This window comes from Streptomyces sp. NPDC041200 (assembly GCF_055591805.1).
This window is the reverse complement of the sequence record NZ_JBVIZF010000012.1, coordinates 82,127-97,162: the sequence shown is the minus strand read 5'-3', so window position 1 is coordinate 97,162 and position 15,036 is coordinate 82,127. Positions and strand designations below refer to the sequence as shown.

At 73.3% G+C, this 15,036-nt stretch carries 13 protein-coding genes; 1 reads left to right on the top strand and 12 read right to left on the bottom strand.

The features are described 5' to 3' along the window. The first annotated feature begins 41 nt into the window (after window positions 1-41). Complete coding sequence (locus tag ACZ6CL_RS25135; protein WP_468939319.1) at window positions 42-812, top strand: sulfite exporter TauE/SafE family protein; 771 nt, start codon at window positions 42-44, stop codon at window positions 810-812. Between the two features lies 1 nt (window position 813). Here ACZ6CL_RS25135 and ACZ6CL_RS25130 read toward each other — a convergent pair whose 3' ends face one another. The 12 genes from ACZ6CL_RS25130 to ACZ6CL_RS25075 form a co-directional block, all read right to left on the bottom strand. Further along, the gene (locus ACZ6CL_RS25130; RefSeq protein ID WP_468938993.1) at window positions 814-1,539 is read right to left on the bottom strand and encodes an SDR family NAD(P)-dependent oxidoreductase; all 726 of its coding nucleotides are present in this window, start codon (window positions 1,537-1,539) and stop codon (window positions 814-816) included. A 77-nt stretch (window positions 1,540-1,616) separates the two neighbouring features. Next, window positions 1,617-2,006, bottom strand: a complete 390-nt coding sequence (locus tag ACZ6CL_RS25125; RefSeq protein ID WP_468939335.1) for a DUF3592 domain-containing protein — start codon at window positions 2,004-2,006, stop codon at window positions 1,617-1,619. A 160-nt stretch (window positions 2,007-2,166) separates the two neighbouring features. Next, window positions 2,167-4,488 carry a xanthine dehydrogenase family protein molybdopterin-binding subunit gene (locus tag ACZ6CL_RS25120; RefSeq protein ID WP_468938991.1) on the bottom strand — a complete coding sequence of 774 codons (2,322 nt, stop codon included), beginning with the start codon at window positions 4,486-4,488 and terminating at the stop codon, window positions 2,167-2,169. Beyond that, window positions 4,485-6,725: a 2Fe-2S iron-sulfur cluster-binding protein gene (locus tag ACZ6CL_RS25115; protein ID WP_468938989.1), complete on the bottom strand. Its 2,241-nt coding sequence runs from the start codon at window positions 6,723-6,725 to the stop codon at window positions 4,485-4,487. Before ACZ6CL_RS25115 ends, ACZ6CL_RS25120 begins: the two co-directional genes overlap by 4 nt. After that, entirely contained in the window at window positions 6,722-7,621 is a 900-nt protein-coding gene (locus ACZ6CL_RS25110) for an FAD binding domain-containing protein (RefSeq protein WP_385436921.1), read from the bottom strand. The genes ACZ6CL_RS25115 and ACZ6CL_RS25110 overlap by 4 nt, the downstream gene beginning before the upstream one ends. Window positions 7,622-7,896: 275 nt before the next feature. Next, window positions 7,897-9,564 carry a beta-N-acetylhexosaminidase gene (locus ACZ6CL_RS25105; protein WP_468938985.1) on the bottom strand — a complete coding sequence of 556 codons (1,668 nt, stop codon included), beginning with the start codon at window positions 9,562-9,564 and terminating at the stop codon, window positions 7,897-7,899. A 4-nt stretch (window positions 9,565-9,568) separates the two neighbouring features. Next, window positions 9,569-10,462, bottom strand: a complete 894-nt coding sequence (locus ACZ6CL_RS25100) for a carbohydrate ABC transporter permease (protein ID WP_468938983.1) — start codon at window positions 10,460-10,462, stop codon at window positions 9,569-9,571. Continuing rightward, window positions 10,459-11,445 carry a carbohydrate ABC transporter permease gene (locus ACZ6CL_RS25095; RefSeq protein ID WP_468938981.1) on the bottom strand — a complete coding sequence of 329 codons (987 nt, stop codon included), beginning with the start codon at window positions 11,443-11,445 and terminating at the stop codon, window positions 10,459-10,461. The genes ACZ6CL_RS25100 and ACZ6CL_RS25095 overlap by 4 nt, the downstream gene beginning before the upstream one ends. Further along, window positions 11,442-12,770 (bottom strand): extracellular solute-binding protein, encoded by a 1,329-nt coding sequence (locus ACZ6CL_RS25090; RefSeq protein WP_468938979.1) that lies wholly within the window; start codon window positions 12,768-12,770, stop codon window positions 11,442-11,444. The genes ACZ6CL_RS25095 and ACZ6CL_RS25090 overlap by 4 nt, the downstream gene beginning before the upstream one ends. A gap of 150 nt (window positions 12,771-12,920) precedes the next feature. Next, a complete protein-coding gene (locus ACZ6CL_RS25085) occupies window positions 12,921-13,358 on the bottom strand; it encodes a recombinase family protein (RefSeq protein WP_468938977.1) in 438 nt (145 codons plus the stop codon). Window positions 13,359-13,504: 146 nt separating this feature from the next. Beyond that, window positions 13,505-13,801 carry a DUF3039 domain-containing protein gene (locus ACZ6CL_RS25080; protein WP_079152402.1) on the bottom strand — a complete coding sequence of 99 codons (297 nt, stop codon included), beginning with the start codon at window positions 13,799-13,801 and terminating at the stop codon, window positions 13,505-13,507. Between the two features lie 15 nt (window positions 13,802-13,816). After that, a complete protein-coding gene (locus ACZ6CL_RS25075; protein ID WP_468938974.1) occupies window positions 13,817-14,998 on the bottom strand; it encodes an MFS transporter in 1,182 nt (393 codons plus the stop codon). Window positions 14,999-15,036 lie beyond the last annotated feature (38 nt).

Below are 15,036 nucleotides of genomic sequence, written 5' to 3'. Positions count from 1 at the left end.
CCTTCGGCGCCGCCCCGTTGGCTTACGGTCATCGCATGTCTATGACGCCGTGGGAAATGGTGGCCGTGTTCGCGGCGGGGGTGGGGGCGGGCGGGATCAACTCCGTCGTCGGGTCCGGGACGCTGATCACGTTCCCCGTACTGCTCGCCACCGGGCTGCCGCCCGTCACCGCCACCGTGTCCAACGCGCTCGGCCTCATCCCCGGCTCCATCAGCGGCGCCATCGGCTACCGCAAGGAGCTTCAAGGGCAGGGGCGGCGGGTGCTCAAGCTGAGCGCCGGGGCCCTGGTCGGGGGCCTCGGGGGCGCGACGCTGCTGCTGACGCTGCCCAGCACGGCGTTCGAGCGGATCGTGCCGACGCTGGTGGGCCTGGCGCTCGTCCTGGTCGTGCTCCAGCCGCTGATATCCAAGAAGGTGCGCAGCCGCCGCGAGGCGAGGCCACAGAGCTCCGCCCGGCCGGACGGCGGGCCGCTGCTGCTGTTCGGGCTGACGCTCGCCAGCGTCTACGGCGGCTACTTCGCCGCCGCCCAGGGCATCATCTACATGTCGCTGATGGGCATCCTCCTCGACGAGCCGATGCAACGCCTCAACGGCATCAAGAACGTCCTCGCCGCCGTCGTGAACTCCGTCGCCGCGCTGTTCTTCCTCTTCGCCGCCCACTTCGACTGGACGGCCGTCATCCTCATCGCGATCGGCTCCGCCCTCGGCGGCATGACGGGCGCCGCGGTCGGCCGCCGATTCAGCCCGGCCGCGCTGCGGGCCCTGATCGTGACGGTGGGGACGGCCGCGATCGTGCAGCTGGTGCTGCGGTAGGTCACCGCAGGGTGATCGTGTTGCCGGTGACGAGACCGGCTTCGTCGGACGTGAGGAACACGATGGTCTGCGCGACCTCCGCCGGTTCCGCGACATGGAAATGGGTGCTGCTCGACGCCACGAACTCCCGCACCTCGTCCGTCACCCACCCGGTGTCGGTCACCGGCGGATGCACCACGTTGGCGGTGATGCCGAGGTCGGCCAGTTCCACGGCGGCGGACAGGGTGTAGTTGACCTGGGCGGCCTTCGCGGCGCCGTACGAGACCTCACCGGGAAAGCCGAGGTCCCCGCCCGAGGTCAGCCCGACGATCCGCCCCCACACCGCGCCCCGCGCCCGGTGGCGCCGGGCCAGCTCGCCGATCAGCAGGGCCGGGGCCATCGCGTCCACGGCGAACTGCCGCGACCACGTCTCGGCGGTGACGGGCTGGAGCGGCCGTCCGAACCGGTCGGCCGGGGCCGGGGTGAAGGTGTCCTGCACCCAGCCCGAGGCGTTGTTGATCAGGATGTCGACCGGACCGAGGCGTTCCTCGGCGACGTCGAAGAGGGTTCCGGGGGCGGCGGGGTCGCTCAGATCCGCCTCACAGGCCGCGGCCCGCCCGCCCGCGCGACGGATCTCCCCCGCCACGTCCTCGCCGCCCGGGCCGAGATGGGCGCAGAGCACCGCGACGCCGCGAGCGGCGAGCGCTCTGGCGGTCGCCGCCCCGATCCCGTGGTTCGCTCCGGTCACGATGGCGGCATGGTCCGTTTGCGACGTCTCCCTCATGCGGACAGGAGTAGCAAACGAAGCGCGCCGGGCGAAACCGATTACTGGAGGTGCGGCACCAGGGCCGTCATCCACATCACGCCCAGTAGCAGGAAGGCCAGGTACGACCGGGTCGCCCGCCAGGTGTACGCCAGCAGCCGGGCCTCTTCCGGACGGTCGGCGGGATAGCCCACCGGGACGCGGGCGCCGACATCCGGGGCGGCCCGCGTGGTCAGCAGGCGGGTCTCGAACTCGCGGGCGCGGCCGTCGTGGTCGGTGAACGACAGCGTCAGCTCGGTGTGGTGCTCCTCGCCGTGGTCGACCACCCGGCGCCCGGTCACCTGCCCCTCCGCCTGCCGACCGGTCCGCCTCAGCCAGTGCGCCCGGGCGGGGGTCCAGAGCGCGATGGCCAGGAGGAGGACCGTACTGATCGACATGAGCAGGAGGGGCACGAGCGGACACCTTCCGAAACCGTGGCCAAGGGATCACCGTGAAGGACGCGCTCCCTTGGGGCTTCAGTTGCTCCGGCGGGAGCGGCAACGCGGCGCCATGGCCTCGTGGTCCTCGGCGCCGCGGTACGCCCGTAGCGCGCAGGGGTCCCCGAGCAGGGGCCTACGTGCGGTTGACCACCGCCGCCTGGGGGCGGATCGGGAGGCGGTTGACCGGGCGGCCGGTGGCCGCGCGGACGGCTGCCGCGACCGCCGCCGGGGAGGTGACGACCGGGACGGCGCTGGCCGCCTTCGCGCCGAAGGGGGCCACCACGTCGCGCTCCTCGACCAGTTTGACGATGCGGATGTCGGGGACGTCCACGGCGGTCGGCAGGGCGTAACCGGTGAGGTCGGGGTGGCGGATGACGCCGCGCGAGGTACGCAGGTTCTCGGTGAGGGCGGCGCCGATGCCCTGGGCGATGCCGGACTCGATACGGGTCTTCAGCTGGCGCGGGTTGAGCACCCGCCCCACGTCCTGGGCGACCGTCATCTCCACGACGCGGACCGCGCCGATCTCGACGTCGACGTCCACCACGGCCCGTACCGCGCAGAAGGCGAGGCCCACGAAGGCGTCACCCTGGCCGGTCTCGTCCAGCGGTTCGGTGGGGTGCGGGCGGCACTGCGCGGTGGCCCACAGCTCCTTGCCCTCGAGGGCTTCCTCGACGGTGGTGCTGAGGACCCCGTCGTACGAGGTGATCTTGCCGTCGGCGATGGTCAGCAGCTCGGTGGACATGCCGAACTTGTGCGCCAGCGGCTGGAGCAGCTGGGTGCGGACCATCTTGGCGGCGCGCTCGACCGCTCCGCCCGAGACCCAGGTGTGGCGACCGCGCGAGGCGGGTCCGGCCGGGGGCTGGTCGGTGTCGACGGGGGCGACGTGGACCTCCTCGATACCGAGGACGTCCTGCACGATCTGGCGGGCCAGCGTGGTGAAGCCCTGACCGGTCTCGACGGCCGCGCAGATGACGGTGGCGACCGGGCCCGTGACCTTGACGGTCGCGGTGGACACCTCGTCGGCGCCCTCGGCGCCCAGCATGTGCACCATGCCCAGCGCGTAGCCGACGCCGCGCCGCACCGCGGCCGGGTCGCCCGCGCCCTCGGGGCCGCCGGGCAGCAGCCAGTCCTCCTCGGCATCATCGGCCGGGAGGTCGGGCAGCGGGGCGTCCCGGACGGCCTGCAGCACCTCGGCGACCGGCGCCGGGCAGGTGACGGTCTGTCCGGTGGGCAGCAGATCGCCGGTGGCCATGGCGTTGCGCATCCGGATCTCGGCCGGGTCGAGGCCGAGCTTGCCCGCGAGCTTGTCCATCTGGCCCTCGTACGCGGCGCACACCTGCATCGCGCCCTCGCCGCGGACATGGCCGGAGGGCGGGTTGTTGGTGCGGACCGCCCAGCCCTCGATGAAGGCGTGCGGGACGACGTACGGGCCGCAGGCGAACGACACGGCGGCGGCCAGGGATTCCGACGAGGAGTCCGCGTAGGCGCCCGCGTCCAGCAGGATCTGCGCCTCGATCTTCACCAGCTTGCCCTGCCCGTCCGCGTGGTGGCGGTAGCGCAGCAGGGTGGGGTGGCGGTGGGCGTGGCCGAGGAAGGACTCCTCGCGGGTGGCGGCGAGCTTGACCGGGTGGCCGGTGCGCAGCGCGAGCAGCCCGAGCGGCAGCTGCATCCCGGGGTCCTCGCGCTCCCCCATCGCGCCGGGCACACCGGTGACGACGACCTTGACGCGCTCCGGCTCCAGGCCGAAGCAGGCGGCGGCCAGATCGCGGTCGGCGTGCGGGTCGGTGGAGGCCGTGTAGATCTCCACGCCGCCGTCCGGGCGCGGTACGGCGAGGCCCGCCTCGGCGCCGATGGGCGCCGGGTCCTGGCGGCCGATCCGGTACAGGCCCTCGACGATGACGTCGCCGATGACCTCCGGATCGCCGAAGGACAGCGGGATGTGGCGGACCAGATTGCCGTCGGGGTGCAGCGGTTCGGCGGAGAAGGCCTGCTCGGGGTCGGTGACCGGCTCCAGCACCTCGTACTCGACGGCGATGGCGGCCGCGGCCAGCCGCGCCGTGTCGGGGTGGTCGGCGGCGACCGCGGCGATGGGCTCCCCGTGATGGCGCACCAGGTCCTTGGCGAAGACCGGCCGGTCGGCGACCCGGCGCCCGTGCGAGGCGTCCCCGGGGACGTCGGCGTGGGTCACCACGGCGTGCACGCCGGGCATCCCGGCGGCCGGGGAGGTGTCGATGGAGACGATGCGGGCGTGCGGGTGCGGCGAGCGCAGTACGGCCGCCCACAGCAGCCCCTCGGCCCACAGGTCGGCCGCGTAGGGGAAGGTGCCGGACGCCTTGGCCGTCACGTCGGCGGGCTGGAGCGACACGCCGAGCCCCATGTGGGGCGGCGGGGGGACGGGCGTTCCGGCGGAGGGGGTTGCGGTGACGGCTCCCGCGCCGTCCGCGATTCCGGTCATGATGCCCTTCCCATACCGCTGCTGTTGCCGCCGTCTCCCCGGTTGCCGGTGCCGGGCGGGCCCGCCTGCCGCGGGATGCGGGCCGGGTCGTGTGCCGCCGCCTCGTCCTCGGCGGCGTCCGCGGCCTCCGCCGCCTCATCCGCCGCCTCGCGGGACGCGACGACCTCGCGCACGGCGTCGACGACTCCGCGGTAGCCGGAGCAACGGCACAGGTTGCCGCAGATCGCCTGGCGGGTCTGCTGGTCGGTGGGGGCGTGGTTGCCCTCCAGCAGGTCGTGCACGGTCATCGCGAGCCCCGGCACGCAGAAGCCGCACTGGACGGCGCCGCACTCGGCCAGCGCGCGCTGGACGTCGGACGGCTGGCCGTCCTGGCCCAGGCCCTCGACCGTACGGACCTCCGAACCCGCGGCGGTCGCGGCGGGCACCAGGCAGGAGGCGACGAGCCGCCCGTCGACCTGGACCGAGCAGGCCCCGCACTCGCCCTGCGAGCAGCCGTCCTTGGCACCGGCGAGGCCGAGCCGCTCGCGCAGCACGTACAGCAGCGACTCGCCGATCCAGGAGTCGGTGACGGGCCGGTCGGCGCCGTTGACGTGCAGCACGTACGACGCCTGGGGGTGCTCGCTGTGGGCCGGGTCCACCGGCTCGGCGGCGGCCTCCGGGGCCGCGGCCTCGTCCTCGGCGGGGGCGGCAAGGGGCTCGGCGGGGGCGTCAGGCGCCTCGGGGGCGTCCGCCGGGGCTTCGGGACCCGCGGGCTGCTCCGGGGCGTCTGTGAACGCCTCCTCGGACGCGGGCTGTTCGGCCTCGGCCAGGTCGTCGGCCTCGGGTCCCCCGGAGGGGGCGGGGCTGCCGTGCGGCGGGGTGTGCGCGCCGGGGTGCCCGGCGTCCATCACGAACTCGCCCGAGTCCCCGGCGGAAGGGCCGTGAATCCCGGTGCCATCGGTGAACTCGCGCTGCCAGGCCGCCTCTTCGGGCTCCCGCTCCCGTACGAACGCGCCGGAGTCCCCGGCGGCCGCACCGTGCCAGCCGTGGCCGTCCGTGCCGTGCGGAGGGGTGCCGTGCGCGGGCGTGCCGTGGGCCGGGGTGCCGTGCGCGGGCGTGCCGTGGGCCGGGGTGCCGTGCGCGGGCGTGCCGTGCGCGGGCGTGCCGTGCGCGGGCGTGCCGTGGGCCGGGGTGCCGTGCGCGGGCGTGCCGTGCGCGGGCGTGCCGTGCGCGGGCGTGCCGTGCGCGGGCGTGCCGTGGGCCGGGGTGCCCTGCGCGGGCATGCCCTGGGGCGGCGTGCCGTGCGGCGGGGTCGCCGGGGCGGAGTGCTCGCGCGGCGTGTCGTCGTCGGGCATCCGCAGGGGACGGCGCGCCGGAGCGCCCGGCCGGGCGGCCGGGCCGGGGTGGCCCTCGACCACGTACTCCCCGGAGTCCTCCACGCCCTCGTCGGCGGCCGGGACCGACCACTGGCCGCTGTGCCCCGCCTGGTCGCCGGGGACCGCCTGATCGCCGGAGACCGGCTGGTCGGCATGCGGCTGCTGGTACGGGGCGGCGGTCTGCCGCTGCCGCGCGTTCCGCCCGAACGGCAGCCGCAGCTGGGCGGTCTCCTGCGGATCGCCGACATCGCCGGGGTCGCCCGGCGCGATCGGGCCGCCGTACGGCGGGGCCGCCGGGCCGGGGTGGTCGTCGACCCGGTACTCACCGGTCTCGTCCACGCCCTCGTCGCCCGCGACCGGGATCGTCCACTGGCTGGCCTGCACCGGGGTGCCCTCGCCGTGGGTGGCCCCCGCGGGCAGCGGCCAGTCGTCGACCGGCTCCTCGGTGCGCACCGGCCAGTGACCGGTGTGCGGCACGTGCCCGCCGTGGCCCGCGGGGTCATCGGCGGCCGCCGGCCACTGGGGGGTGCCGTGCGGCTCCTGGTGGCCGCCGTAGGCGTAACCGCCCGTGTCCGTGTGGGGCATGGTCCAGTGGCCGGTACCGGAGTGGTCGTGTCCGGAGCTGCCGTACGGGTCGCCGTGCCCGGTGGACTGCCACTGGCCGTCCTGGGACGGCGCGCCGGGCATCGGCGGCGGGGTGTAGCCGGTGCCGGGTGCGGCGAGCGGGTCCCAGCCGCTGGCCGGGTCGCCCGGCTCCGGGAACTGGAAGTCGGGCGGAAGCTGGACGAAAGCCGTCGACTCCGCGTCGTACTCCGGGCCGTGCGGCATCGGCTGCCACCCGCTCCCCGGGTCCGGCCGGTGCGGCTGCTGTTCGTCACTCACGCGAGTGCCCTCCCCAATGCTCGGCGGGCCAGGGCTGCCACCGTACGCCTCAGATGGATCGCCGCGGGCGGCAGGGTGACCTGCTCGGAGCCGTCCTCCGGCGGCGGCGGGTCGGGGATGCAGGCGGCCGCCACGTACTCACCGAACGCCGTGGTGACCTGCGGATCGAGGTGGCCGCGCTCGCCGTCCCAGTCGATGAGCGAGGCGACCCAGCGCTCGGCCTCCAGCGGGCGCAGCGGCATCGGCGCGACCGCCCCCACCGCGCAGCGCACGCCGCGGCGCGCCGGGTCGAGGACGACGGCGACGGACGCGGTGGCCCGGCCGGGGCCGGTGCGCCCGGTGGCCTTCAGGAAGGCCTGCGGGGCGTGCAGCAGCGGAACCCGGACGAATCCGACGAGTTCACCGGGGCTCAGCATCTCGACTCCGGCGAGCAGATGGCTGACCGGGATCTCGCGGCGCGCGCCCTCGGGCCCGGCGATGACGAGGGTGGCCTCCAGGGCGGCGAGCACGGGCAGCGCGTCGCCGGTGGGGGCGGCGCTGACGATGTTGCCGCCGAGCGTTCCGGCGTTGCGGATCTGCGGGGGTCCCGCGGCGCGCGCGGCCGCGGCGAGGGCCGGGATGAGTGCCGCGAAGTCGGGGCGGCCCATCCGGGCGTGGGTGAGTCCGGCGCCGAGCAGGGCGTGTCCGTCCAGGTAGCGCCAGCCGCGGATTTCGCTGATCCGGCCGAGCCCGACGAGGGCGGCGGGCCGCAGCAGGCCGGAGTTGACGGCGGCCATCAGATCGGTACCGCCGGCGACGGGCACGGCGGCGGGCATGGCGGCCAGAGCCGCCACGGCCTCATCGAGCGAGCCCGGCAACGTCACCGTGTGCGCCGCCTGCGGTGCGTGCGTGGTCAACCCAGCTGCCCCTTCCCCGGTGTCCCGGCTGTTGCGCCGTACGGTACGTGCTCACAGCCCGGACGTGGCAACTCTGGCACATCTCGCACGCCTGCCGTCGCGAGGGTCCAGGAAGCGCGGTTCCATCCCTGACCTGGGGGATGGTACGGGTTTCGGGTGACGTCTCCGTCGAGTGTGGATTGCCACGTTTCAGGGACCCTTGTACGAACTTGCGTAACGGCCGGACGTCCACCGTCCCAGGGGCGGGGCGCGGGGGCGAGCGCCTTGCGCGGGGCTCACACGATCGGGGGCGCTCCCTCGATCGGACGTCCGAGCAGGCCGGGGCGGCGCTGCCAGGGGCGCGGACCGGAGGGCGGGCGATAGCTCACGCCCAGCGCGTCCAGACGGGCGTAGTGTGCTTCCATGCGCCCCTCGAATTCCGCGAAGTCCCGCTCGGGCGGCGGCGGAAGGGCGGACCATACGGCCTCGGCGAAGGCGGCGAGCCGGGGGAAGGTCTGGTAGTCGACCCGTCGCCGGTCTTCCATCACCTCGGTCCAGACGTTGGCCTGGGCGCCCAGGACGCGGTCGGCCTCGGCCTGGTCAAGCTGCGGGGGAACCGGCTCGAAGCGATAGACGTCCTCCAGGGTGCGGACGTAGCCGATGGGGACCGGCTCGTCCTCGCCCGGGGCCTGTCGGTGGTCGAAGTAGACCTGTTGTTCGGGGCACATGACGACGTCGTGACCGGCCCGGGCCGCGGTGATGCCGCCCGCGTAGCCGCGCCAGGATGAGACGGCGGCGCCGTCGGGCAGCGGGGCGTGCGGCGCGCCGCCCTCCAGGATCTCGTCCCAGCCGATCAGCCGCCGGCCGCGGGCGGCGAGCCAGCCGCCGAAGTGCCGGATGAACCAGCTCTGCAGCTCGTCCTCGCCCGCCAACCCCAGCTCCCGGATGCGCTCCTGGGCGGCCGGGGAGGCCTTCCACTGCTCCTTGGGGCATTCGTCGCCGCCGAGGTGGACGAAGGTGCCGGGGAAGAGGTCCAGCACTTCTTCCAGCACGTTCTCGAAGAAGCGGAGCGTGGTGTCGGTGGGGGAGAGTACGTTCGGATTGATGCCCCAGGTGGTCCAGACTCCGAGGGAGGCGGTGTCGATGACGTCCGTGTTGCCCAGCTCCGGGTAGGCGGCGATGGCGGCCTGACTGTGCCCGGGGATGTCGATCTCGGGGACGACGGAGATGTGCCGTTCGGCGGCGTAGGCGACGATCTCGCGGATGTCGTCCTGGGTGTAGTAGCCGCCGTGCGGGCGTTCGTCCCACAGCGGGGAGGCGCGGTGGCCGAGTTTGGTGCGCGTCCGCCAGGCGCCGGTCGCGGTGAGTTCCGGGTAGCGGAGGATCTCCAGCCGCCAGCCCTGGTCGTCGGTCAGATGGAGATGGAGCACGTTGAGTTTGTGGGCGGCGAGCAGGTCGATGTAGGCGAGCACGCCGTCCTTGGGCAGGAAGTGGCGGGCCACGTCGAGCATCAGCCCGCGCCAGGCGAAGCGGGGCGCGTCCTCGACGCTGAGCGCGGGCAGGGCCCATTCGCGCCGGCCGAGGTCGAGGGGCGCGCGCCGGAAGGCGTCCGCGCCGAGCAGCTGGCGCAGCGTCTGGGCGCCCCAGAACAGTCCCGCCTCGCCGCCGCCCTCGATGACGGCCGCGTGGCCGTCGACCACGATCCGGTACCCCTCGGGGCCCAGCCGCTCCCGGAGCCCGGTGTCGAGGCCGAGCACGATGCCGTCGCCGTCGCCGGTGTGCGGGGACAGCGGCAGACCGGTGGCGGCCCCGACGGTGGCGCGCAGCCAGCGGGCCACGCGCTCGGCGCCGGGCCGGGCGTCGATCCGGGTGTCCTCGTCGAGGACGTGGCCCTCCCCGCCGCCGGGCGTGGGGGCGGCCCGCAGCGGTGCGGGCAGGAGGTCGGTGACGGGCTGCTGTGGCATCGCGTCAGTCCTTTACCGCTCCGCCGAGGCCGGAGACCAGGCGGCGCTGTACGAGTACGAAGAAGATCAGCACCGGGATGGTCATGAGGGTGGACGCCGCCATGATGCCTCCCCAGTCGTTGCCCTCGTCCTTGAAGAAGACGAGGAGCGCCATCGGGAGCGTGGAGTTCTCGGTCGCGCTGATGATGAACGACTTGGCGAACAGGAAGTCGTTCCAGGCGGAGATGAAGGAGAAGACGCTGGTAGCGACGAGCCCGGGGAGGACCAGCGGGAACAGGATCTGCCACAGGAAGCGGGCGCGGCTCGCGCCGTCCAGATAGGCCGCCTCCTCCAGGGATTCGGGGACGGCCTTCACGAAGCCGCGCAGCATCCAGATGGCGAACGGCAGCGAGAAGGCGATGTGCGGAAGGATCAGCGAGCCCAGGGTGTTGAGCCCGACCCCGGGCACGGCGTCGCCCAGATCCCGCATCAGGAAGAACATCGGGATGGTCAGCGCCTCGATCGGCACCATCTGCGCGACCAGGAACATCACCAGCAGCGTGGTGCGGAACTTGAAGCGGAAGCGGGTGACGGCGGTCGCGGCGAGGAAGGCGATGATGCCCGAGGCGATCACCACCGCCCCGGCGACCAGCAGGCTGTTGAGGAAGTAGCGGCCGAAGTCGTGCTGTTCGAAGACGCGCCGGAAGGAGTCCAGCGAGGGCGCGGAGGTCCACGGCCGGGGGTGGGCGGACTGGATCTCCCCGGCCGGTTTGAAGGCCGAGAGCACCATCCAGTAGAGCGGGAAGGCGACGACGACGGCCACGGCCAGCGCGGTGACCTCGGCCGCGAGCCGCCAGGGGCGGCGGACGCGGAACGCGCGGCGCGGCCGCGCGAGACCGGCGGCGCTGGAGTGGCTCACAGTTCTTCTCCCTGCCGTCGCAGCAGCCGCAGATAGACCAGGGTGACGGCGAGCAGGATCAGCAGCATCACCACGCCGATCGCCGAGCCCAGCCCGTATTCGGAGGACGCGAACGCCTCCTGGTAGGCGTAGACGTTGAGCACCAGGTTCTGGCCCGCGGTGCCGCCGCCGTTGGTCATCACGTAGATCTGGGTGAAGACCTTGAAGTCCCAGATGATGGACTGGATCGTCACCACGACGAGGATCGGCCGCAGCATCGGGGCCATGATCCCGCGCCAGATCCGCCAGGCGGAGGCGCCGTCGAGGGCGGCGGCCTCCAGGACCTCCGCCGGGATGGCCTTGATGCCCGCGTACACGGTGACCATCACGAACGGGAACGAACACCAGACGATCTCGAACAGCACCAGGGCGAAGGCGCTGTAGCGCCCGTACGTCCAGGAGTAGTCGTGGAAGCCGGAGAGTCCGAACCACGTCAGGACCCGGTCGGCGGGCCCGTAGTCGGGGTCGAACAGGAACAGCCAGACCGTGGAGCCCGTGACCGCCGGGGTGGCCCAGGCGCCGAGCGCGGCCAGCATCAGCGCCAGTCGCGGGATCGCCCGGACCCGGGTGAGCAGCACCGCGAGCGCGCAGCCCACCGCGAGGGTGGAGACGACGCACACGGCGGCGAAGACGACGGTGGTGAGGGTGACGCTCCAGAACTCGCTGTCCCGGAACAGCTCGGCGTAGTTGGCGAAGCCCTGGAAGCTGGTCGGCTGCCCGCCGCTCACCTGGGCCTGGGTGTACTCCAGGAACGAGATGAGCCCGAGCTGGTAGATGGGATAGATCAGCAGCCCGCCGAGGACGACGAGGGCCGGGGCGAGGTAGAGCCAGGGCGTCCCGCTCCCCCGCCCGGCCCGCCGCCGGGCGGCGCGGGCGGGTCGCCGGGGCGGTGACTTCCGGGCCGGTTCCGGCCCGGCGTGCTGGGTGATGGTCCCCGAGGTCACTTGCCGAATGCCTCGTCCATCTTCTTCGCCGCCTCGGAGGCGGCGGCGTCGACGCTCTTACGGCCGCTGATGACCTGCTGGAACATGGTCGGCAGCACCAGCTGGGAGTCGATGGCCGACCAGCCGGGCGAGGCGGGCACGAACGTGGAGCTGGTGTCCAGCGTCTTCACGAAGGGCTTGACGAACGGATCCTTCCGCGCGATGTCCCCGCGCACATCCGTGAAGGTGGGGAGGAAGCCCATGGCGTCGTAGAGCTTGGCCTGGGTCTTCTTCCCGCCCAGCCGCTCCAGCAGGTCGACGGAGAGCGAGCGGTGGGTGCTGCTCTTGAGCACGCCGAGGTTGTTCCCGCCCGCGAACGCCGGGGCGATGCTGTTCGGCTTGACGCCGGGCAGCGGCACGACCGCGTACTTGCCCTTGACCGATCCCGCCTCGATCGCCGCGTGGTTGAAGTCGCCGCCGATCGTCATGCCCGACTTGCCCGCGGCGAAGGCGGCGACGCTGTCGTTGCCGCCCCACTGGGCGCACTTGGCCGGGGGGCAGTTGTCGTCGGTGATGAGCGAGGTGTAGGCCTTGATGCCCTTCTTGGCCTCGGGCCCGTCGATGGCCGACTGGTACTCGTTGGAGCCGAACGGGCCCTTCTCGGTGGCCAGCTCGCCGCCGTTGGCCCAGATGAAGGGCAGCGCGCCATAGGTGTAGGCGCCGCCGACCGAGAGGCCGTAGAGATCGGGCCGCCGCTCGCGGATCTCCTTCGCGGTCGCGATGAGTTCCTTCTGGCTGGTGGGCGGCTTGAGGCCGAGGGCCTTGAAGACGTCGGTGCGGTAGTACAACGCCCGTACGCCGACGAACAGCGGCACGCCGTACACCTTGCCGCCCACGGTCACCGAGTTCTTGGCGGTGGAGTCGGTGTTCGCCGCCTCGTCCCAGGCGCCGAACTCCTTGCTGATGTCGGCGAGTCCGCCGTCCTCCACGTACCCGGCCGTGTCGGTGTTCCCGTACTCGATGATGTCGGGGGCGCTCTTGGGGTCGTTGAAGGCCGCCTTGATCTTCTGCGCGCGGGTGTCGATGGGGATGTAGGTGACGTTCACCTTGACCCCGTCGTGCTTCTTCTCGAAGGCGGACACGACGCCGTCGACGACCCGTTGCTTCGGCTTGTTGTCGACCTCCTGGAAGAGCCAGACGCGCAGATTGCCGCTCTTGTCGTCTTCCTTGGCGCTGTTGTCGGAGGTGGAGGGGGCGCAGGCGGTGGCGGTGAGCCCGGCGACGATCAGCGCCGCGGTGGGGGCGGCGAGGCGACGGGAGAGACGGAGGGGGCTGGAGAGCTTCATGGAAACGCACCCTTAGGCAAGGGCGTTGCACACCATGCAACGCGTGTTTCGCACAGCACAATATGCGGCAGGCTAGGGAACGTTTCGGGTCCGGACAAGAGGTCTCGACCAATCTTTGGTCCAGAAGCCACGAGCCCGGGAAAGCCCTCGTTACGGGTGCGTCAGCTTCTCCCCCGGGTAGGCGGGCTCGGGATACGGCACGGCCTCCACCCGGGCGCCCGCCGCGGCCAGCCGCTCCACCACCTGGGCCCAATCCGGCCAGGTCTTCTCGATACGCCCCAGGATGCGGGCGCTCGGGGCGAGGACGATCTCGCAGCCGGGGTCGTCCGCCCACTCCAGCAGCCGTGGCAGACCCGGCTGCGCGGCGGAGACCACACAACTGCCCGCGGGCCGGTAGCCGCGCTCCCCGGCCAGCCGCCCGCACTGCTCCAGCTGGGCGTCCCAGTCCTTCTCGAACTGGCAGTAGAGCCCGGCGCCTTCCCCGTTCGGCTCGTCGACCTCGCGCGCGCCGAAGACCAAGTACGCCGCCCGCGGCGCCCCGTCCGTCGCAACCGCGTCCCGTAACCCGTTCTCCGTACGCCCGCTCATGGGGCCGACCCTACTGGGATCACCCGCCGCGCGACACGGGGCCGAACGAAGCCGGACAGCACGGCACGTCCGACCCGCGGCCCCCTCTCGGGCCGCGGGTCGGACGTGCCGTCTACGCGAAGCTCCGGCGCCGCCGGGCGGGGAGGCTACTTCTTGCCGTCGCCGCCCTTGCCGTCCTTGTCCTTGTCACCGCCGGCACCCATGCCCTCGAAGATCTCCTTGCACATGGGGCACACCGGGTACTTCTTCGGGTCGCGGCCCGGGACCCAGACCTTGCCGCACAGTGCGACGACAGGAGATCCGGAGAGCGCGCTCTCCATGATCTTTTCCTTCTGTACATAGTGGGCATAGCGCTCGTGGTCGCCGTCACCGTGCGACACCTGAGGTGTCGGCTCAACGAGGGTCCCCGTGCCTGCCCCGCGCTCGGGCTCAAGAGTGCTCATACAGCCCTAGGGTACTCATGCCCGCGAGGTGGAGCGGGTGCGCGCCCCGGTGGCCGACCGGCCCCGGACCGCCCACAGATGCCGGGCCAGACCGGCGGCCGCGACCCCGGCCGCCGCCCAGGGCAGCACGCCCCCGGACAGCCCCGCCGAGAGCGCGGCGCCGCCCAGCGCCGAGCCGACCGCGCTGCCCAGGTAGAGCGCCGAGTTGTTGAGGGCCAGGGCGACGGTGCCGCGCTCCTCTTTCAGCGCCAGCAGCCGGTGCTGCTGCGGGACCTGGAGCGCCCAGCCCGCGGCACCCCAGATCACCAGCGCCGCCCCGGCGAGCGGCGGCACGGGGGCGAGCACGGGCAGCACCGCCTCGGCGGCCGTGATCACGGCCATGATCACGCCGACCAGCGCCGCCACCCGGCCCGCGCCGGCCACCCGGTCGACGAGCCGCCCGATGAGCAGGCTGCCCGCGACACCGCCCAGGCCCCAGGCCCACAGATACGGCGCCACCTCACGCGCCCCGCCCGCCGACTCCAGCACCGGGGCGAGGTAGGTGTACAGGCCCAGGCTCGCGACCGCCGCGAGGAACGACACCTGGACGATCGGGGCCACGGCCCGGTCGGTGACGGCCGTCAGCCGTGCCCGTACCGAGACCGCCGGCGCGGCCGGGACGGTCGGCAGCAGCGCCGCGAGCCCGGTCAGCGACACCGCGCCCAGCCCGGTGACCAGCCACATCGTGGCCCGCCAGCCGGTGTGCTCGGCCAGCAGGACGCCCAGCGGCACCCCGAGCACGGTGCCGCAGCTCATCCCGCCCATCACCACGGCCAGGGCCCGGCCGCGCCGCTCACCGGAGACCAGCGCGGAGGCGGCGGCGGTGGACATCGCCGAGTACACCCCGGCCCCGGCGCCCGCGATCGCCCGCGCGCCCAGCAGCGCGCCGAGCGACGGCGCGAGGGCGGTCAGCGCGTTGCCCGCGGTGAAGACGGCGAGCGCCGCCAGCAGCACCAGTCGCGGCCGGGCGCCGTGCAGCAGCCCCGCGATCAGGGGCGCGGAGATCGCGTAGGCGAGCGTGAAGACGGTGACCATCTGCCCGGCCAGGGACACCGTCGTCCCGATGTCGTCCGCGACGACGGGCAGCAGCCCCGCCATCACGTATGCGTCGAGGCCCAGGGTGAACGACCCCAGGGCCAGCAGCCAGACCTTACGCACAGTTCAACTCCCCTGATCAACCACAGTGACGCCGGAAA

Coding starts and splice junctions, on each gene's coding strand:
- ACZ6CL_RS25120 (WP_468938991.1), bottom strand. CDS start 4,488: ATGACCGGAATCGCGGACGGCGCGGGAGCCGTCACCGCAACCCCCTCC.
- ACZ6CL_RS25085 (WP_468938977.1), bottom strand. CDS start 13,358: ATGAGCGGGCGTACGGAGAACGGGTTACGGGACGCGGTTGCGACGGAC.
- ACZ6CL_RS25080 (WP_079152402.1), bottom strand. CDS start 13,801: ATGAGCACTCTTGAGCCCGAGCGCGGGGCAGGCACGGGGACCCTCGTT.
- ACZ6CL_RS25135 (WP_468939319.1), top strand. CDS start 42: ATGACGCCGTGGGAAATGGTGGCCGTGTTCGCGGCGGGGGTGGGGGCG.
- ACZ6CL_RS25105 (WP_468938985.1), bottom strand. CDS start 9,564: ATGCCACAGCAGCCCGTCACCGACCTCCTGCCCGCACCGCTGCGGGCC.
- ACZ6CL_RS25090 (WP_468938979.1), bottom strand. CDS start 12,770: ATGAAGCTCTCCAGCCCCCTCCGTCTCTCCCGTCGCCTCGCCGCCCCC.